The sequence below is a fragment of the Agromyces binzhouensis genome (genome assembly GCF_004135055.1).
GTDB lineage: Bacteria > Actinomycetota > Actinomycetes > Actinomycetales > Microbacteriaceae > Agromyces > Agromyces binzhouensis.
The window spans coordinates 1-4,836 of the sequence record NZ_SDPL01000233.1; the positions used below are offsets into that span (position 1 = coordinate 1).

The following is a 4,836-nucleotide window of genomic DNA, read 5'->3' on the forward strand; positions in this document are numbered from 1 at the left end:
CGAGCGCGCGGTCCACGCCGGCGAGGTTCTCGACCACGAGGCGCCGCAGCGCGGCGGGCGCCTCGGGGTTCGCCTCGAGCCATCCGCGCGACGCGTCGGCCAGGGCGCGGTCGGCCAGCGTCGACGGGTAGAGCCCGTCGACGAGCTTCTCGGCGATCGCGTAGCTGCGCTCGGTCCAGACACGACCGATCATGGCGAAGTACCGGTCGACGAACCCGGCGAGGAGGGAGAGGTCGGCCGATCGCACGAAGCCGATCGCGGTGTCGCGGACGATCGAGTTCGTCGCCGTGTCGCTGTCGACGAGCGACGACCACGCGCGCTCCTTCGCCTCGGCCGTCGGGATCGCCGCACGCGCCTTCGACGCGGCCTCGCGGCCGGTGACGGTGTCGTCCTCGGCGAGGCGGGCGTCGATCTCCGCGTCGCCCGCGCGACCGGCCGCGGCGAGCGCGATGAGCAGCTCCCAGCCGAGGTCGGTGTCGACGGCGAGGCCGTCGAGCGAGACCGTCCCGGCGTAGAGGTCCTCGAGCGCGCCGAGGTTCGAGCCGTGCTCGGCGATCGCGGCGAACGACTTCACGAACTGGAACTGGGCGTCGCTGCCGGCCTCGGCCTCGTTCGCGAGCTCCCAGAAGCCGTCGGCCAGGAGGCGCAGCGCGTCGTGGCGGCGGGCGGGTTCGACGTACGCGCTCGCGGCGAGGATGGAGTTCGCCAGCACGATGCGCAGCGTCGTCGACTCGGTCTCGCTCGCGATGTTGCCGAGCACGAGCGCGAGGTAGTCGCTCGCGCGGGTCTCCGCGTCGCGCGTGGCATCCCACACCGAGCTCCACACGAGCGCCCGCGCCAGCGGGTCCTCGATCTCCGACAGGTTCGCCAGGGCCACGCCGTGCGATGCGGCGTCGAGGCGGATCTTCGCGTACGCCAGGTCGTCGTCGTTCAGCAGCACGAGGTCGGGACGCACGAAGCCGACGAGCTCCGCGACCTCGGTGCGCTCGCCGTCGACGTCGAGCTCGACGCGGTGCTCGCGGACGAGCTTGCCGCCGGTGAGGTTGTAGAAGCCGATCGCGAGGCGGTGCGGGCGGAGGGTCGGGTACGCCTCGATCGCGGACTGGAGCACGGCGAACGAGGTGATCCGGCCGTCGTGGTCGGTCTCGATCTCGGGCCGGAGCGTGTTCACGCCGGCGGTCTCGAGCCAGAGCTTCCCCCAGTCGGACAGGTCGCGACCGCTCGCGACCTCGAGCTCGGCGAGGAGGTCGGCGAGCGTCGTGTTGCCCCAGGCGTGCTTCCGGAAGTACGCGGAGACGCCGGCGAAGAACTCGTCGACGCCCACCCAGGCGACCAGCTGCTTCAGCACCGACCCGCCCTTGGCGTAGGTGATGCCGTCGAAGTTCACGAGCACGTCCTCGAGGTCGCGGATCTCGGCGACGATCGGATGCGTGGAGGGAAGCTGGTCCTGGCGGTACGCCCAGCTCTTCTCCATGGCGTTGAAGGTCGTCCAGGCGCCCTCCCACTCCGTGGCCTCGGCGGTCGCGATGGTCGACGCCCACTCGGCGAACGACTCGTTCAACCAGAGGTCGTTCCACCACTTCATGGTGACGAGGTCGCCGAACCACATGTGCGCGAGCTCGTGCAGGATCGTCACGACCCGGCGCTCGCGGATGGCATCCGTGACCTTCGAACGGAAGACGTACACCTCGGTGAAGGTGACCGCGCCCGCGTTCTCCATCGCGCCGGCGTTGTACTCGGGCACGAACAGCTGGTCGTACTTGGCGAACGGGTACGGCACGCCGAACTTGGCCTCGAAGTACTCGAAGCCCTGCTTGGTCTTCTCGAAGACGTAGTCGGCGTCGAGGTACTCCGACAGGCTCTTGCGCGCGAACACGCCGAGCGGGATCACGCGGCCGTCGGCGCTCGTGAGCTCGTCGCGCACGACGTCGTAGGGGCCGGCGACGAGCGCCGTGATGTAGCTGGAGATGCGCGGCGTCGGCTCGAACGCCCACGTCCGGGCGCCCTCGTGGGCGTCGGCCGGTTCGGGCGTCGGCGAGTTCGACACGACCTGCCAGTGCGCCGGCGCGGTCACGGTGAAGCGGAACGCCGCCTTCAGGTCGGGCTGCTCGAACACCGCGTACATGCGGCGCGAGTCGGGCACCTCGAACTGGGTGTAGAGGTAGACCTCGTCGTCGACCGGGTCGACGAACCGGTGGAGGCCCTCGCCGGTGTGCATGTAGCGGCCGTCGGCGACGACGGTCAGCTCGTTCTCGTCCTCGAGACCGGGCAGCTGGATGCGGACGCCGTCGCTCACCTCCGCCGGATCGAGCTCACGGCCGTTCAGCGTGACCGAGTGCACGGCCGCGGTGATCGCGTCGATGAACGTCGACGCACCCTTCCGGGCGGCGAAGCGCACCGTGGTCTCCGAGCGGAACACCTCCGGCCCGGTCGTGACGTCCAGCCGGACGTCGTAGTCGTGCACCGTGACGAGCGCGGCGCGCTCCTCGGCCTCGATGCGGGTGAGGTTCTCTCCAGGCACTCAGGTCTCCATCTGCGTCGAACGGATGCGTCACCCCGGCGTTCGTGGCGCGGGACAACCCGATCAGCCTAGTCCCGCCCACCTGACGACGGGAGGTGCGCGAGGCTCCCTAGACTTGGCCCATGCGCATCCACATCGCGACCGACCACGCCGGCCTCGAGTTCAGCCGGACGCTCCAGGCGCACCTCGTCAACGGCGGTCACGAGGTCGTCGACCACGGGCCCGTCGAGTACGACGCGCTCGACGACTACCCCGCCTTCTGCATCAACGCCGCGCTCGCCGTCGCCCGCGACCAGGCCGCCGGCGTGAGGACGCTCGGCGTGGTGTTCGGGGGATCCGGCAACGGCGAGCAGATCGCGGCGAACAAGGTCGCCGGCATCCGCGCCGCCCTCGTCTGGAGCATGGACACCGCGATCCTCGCGCGCCAGCACAACGACGCGAACGTCATCTCCATCGGCGCGCGACAGCACACGGTCGAGGAGGCGATCCGCTACATCGACGCCTTCATCGCGGAGCCGTTCTCGGGCGACGAGCGCCACGTGCGGCGCATCGGCCAGCTCGCGGAGTACGAGACCACGGGCGACATCGCCGGCAAGGGCGTCGACGTCGACGGCTCGACCGGCCGCGTCGTCGACGCGCCCGCGGAGTAGCCGGTGCCCGAGGGCCACTCCGTCCACCGCATCACGCGCCAGTTCGAGCGCAACTTCGTCGGCCACGTCGTGCACGCCTCGAGCCCGCAGGGCCGATTCGCCGAGGGCGCCGCAGACCTCGACGGCCGGCGCATGGTCGACGCGCGCGCCGTCGGCAAGCAGATGTTCCTCGGGTTCGAGGGCGACCGCTGGCTGCGGGTGCACCTCGGCATGTACGGCGCGTGGGACTTCGCGGGCGACATCCTGATGGACGCCACCATCGCGTCGTCGAACGGACGCATGGGCCAGACGAACCAGCGGGGCACCTTCCTCGACGGCCCGAACCCCGACGCGGTCGTGTTCGACGGCGCCGGCGAGAACTCGGTCACCTCGATCGGCGCGCCGCGCCGCACGCGGCTGCGGATGTCGGAGTCGGAGAAGGAGGGGGCCGCACTCGAGGCCTTCCCGCCGGAACCGGTCGGGCAGGTCCGCGTGCGCCTGCTCACCGACACGGTCGTCGCCGACCTCCGCGGCCCCACGGCCTGCGAGGTGCTCGATCCGGCGCAGGTCGAGCAGGTGGTCGGCAGGCTCGGCCCCGACCCGCTGCTCGACGACGGCGCCGAGGCGGAGGATCGCTTCACGAGCGTCGTCCGCCGGAAGCCCACGCCCATCGGGCTCCTGCTCATGGACCAGAACGTCGTCTCCGGCATCGGCAACGTCTACCGCGCCGAGCTGCTCTTCCGCGCCCGGCTGAACCCGCACACCCCGGGCCGGCTGGTGCCGGAGGAGACGGTGCGCGAGCTCTGGCACGACTGGGCGCGGCTGCTCCGCGTCGGCGTCGAGACCGGCCAGATGATGACGATGGACGGCCTCGAGGGCGAGGCCTGGCGCGCCGCCATGGCGAACCGCGACGATCGTCACTGGGTGTACAAGCGCGAGGGCCTGCCGTGCCGCGTCTGCGGGACGAACATCGCCCTCGAGGAGATGGGCGCCAGGAAGCTCTACTGGTGCCCGAACTGCCAGGCCTAGGAGCGCGAACCCCATGAGACAGAACCCCAGCTTCACCCTCGCGAGCGAGGAGGGCGTGAAGCGCCTCGTGCGCGAGCATCCGTGGGCGACGATCGTGTCGATGACGGATGCCTCGGGGCTCGTCGCCTCGCACTACCCGGTGCTCCTCGACGAGACGGCCGACGGCATCGTCTTGCTCACCCACGTCGGGCGGCCCGACGATCTCGTCCACGAGCTCGGCCGGCACGACGTGCTCGTGATCATCCAGGGGCCGCACGGGTACGTCTCGCCCGGCTGGTACGACGCGAACCCCGCCGTGCCGACGTGGAACTTCGTGTCCGCGCACCTGCACGGCACGCCCGAGCTGCTCGAGCCCGACGAGAACCTGCGCGTCCTCGACGCCCTCGTCGACCACTTCGAGGGGCGGATGCCGGAACCGCGCGGCATGCGCTCGACGCCCGCGAACGCGGCCTACGCCGAGCGCATCGCGGCCGGCACGGTCGGTCTCCGCATCCCGATCACGCGGTTCGTCGCGAAGAACAAGATGAGCCAGAACCGCCCCGACGAGACGGTCGACCGGATCATCGCCGAGCTCGACGGCGACGGGCCGTACGCGAGCCCCGCGCTCGCCGCGGAGATGCGCCGGACGCACGACGCGCTCCGCGCGGCGCGCGCCGC

Annotated in this window: 4 protein-coding genes; 3 read left to right on the plus strand and 1 reads right to left on the minus strand. The window is 71.1% G+C overall.

Annotated features, from left to right (window positions below; all coding sequences use genetic code 11):
* The coding region (pepN, locus tag ESO86_RS11465) for an aminopeptidase N (RefSeq protein WP_129235117.1) at positions 1-2,521 on the minus strand (2,521 nt) is incomplete at its 3' end.
* Positions 2,522-2,643: 122 nt separating this feature from the next.
* Between pepN and ESO86_RS11470 the strand changes: the two genes are divergently transcribed.
* From ESO86_RS11470 to ESO86_RS11480, 3 genes are all read left to right on the plus strand, one after another.
* Positions 2,644-3,171: a ribose-5-phosphate isomerase gene (locus ESO86_RS11470; RefSeq protein ID WP_129235119.1), complete on the plus strand. Its 528-nt coding sequence runs from the start codon at positions 2,644-2,646 to the stop codon at positions 3,169-3,171.
* Positions 3,172-3,174: 3 nt separating this feature from the next.
* On the plus strand, positions 3,175-4,179 hold the full coding sequence (locus tag ESO86_RS11475) for an Fpg/Nei family DNA glycosylase (protein ID WP_129235121.1): 1,005 nt from the start codon (positions 3,175-3,177) through the stop codon (positions 4,177-4,179).
* A gap of 13 nt (positions 4,180-4,192) precedes the next feature.
* Positions 4,193-4,836, plus strand: a 644-nt coding sequence (locus tag ESO86_RS11480; protein ID WP_129235124.1) for an FMN-binding negative transcriptional regulator, incomplete at its 3' end; no start/stop codon positions are given.